Below are 560 nucleotides of genomic sequence, written 5' to 3' on the forward strand. Positions count from 1 at the left end.
TCAACTTGTTGTATTGCAGTAAGGCTATCTGTTCCAGTTAGTATTAATAGTTTTTGTAAGTAGTTTTTATAAGCTTGCACTACGGCTTGTGTAGCAGCATCGGTTTTAAAATAATAATCGCGATCGGGTAAACCTAAACCGCCTTGGCTAAATACCGCAATAGTAGCCATACTATTTTTATCGTCGGGGTATACACCAAAGTCAAACAACATGGCACTTCCACGGGTGTGTGCTTGTGCTGCATAATGAATAATGTCAGCTGCATTTTTTAATGTACTAATATCATTCAATGCCGGTTGAATGGGTGAATAGCCTAATTTTTCAATAGCTGCTGAGTCCATACCGGAAGCGAAAAAGTCACCAACTTTTTGTTGAATACTACCTGCGGGGGCGGCATTTTTCTCCGCATCTAATAAAATGGAATGAATATTATTTTTAGTGCGATTATATAAGTCGAGAAAGGCGCCGGCACCCACTTCAGATGCTGGAATGGTTGTTTTTTTCAGCCAATTGCCATTGGCATACAGAAAAAAGTTATCGCCTGGTTTTACAGAAGTATC

General features: G+C 39.5%; 1 pseudogene. It reads right to left on the bottom strand.

The features are described 5' to 3' along the window. A pseudogene (locus ACP5P5_RS13735) lies at positions 1-560 on the bottom strand (M13 family peptidase); the annotation flags it as partial.

It is taken from the genome of Hydrotalea sp. (assembly GCF_049968455.1).
Taxonomy (GTDB): Bacteria; Bacteroidota; Bacteroidia; order Chitinophagales; family Chitinophagaceae; genus Hydrotalea.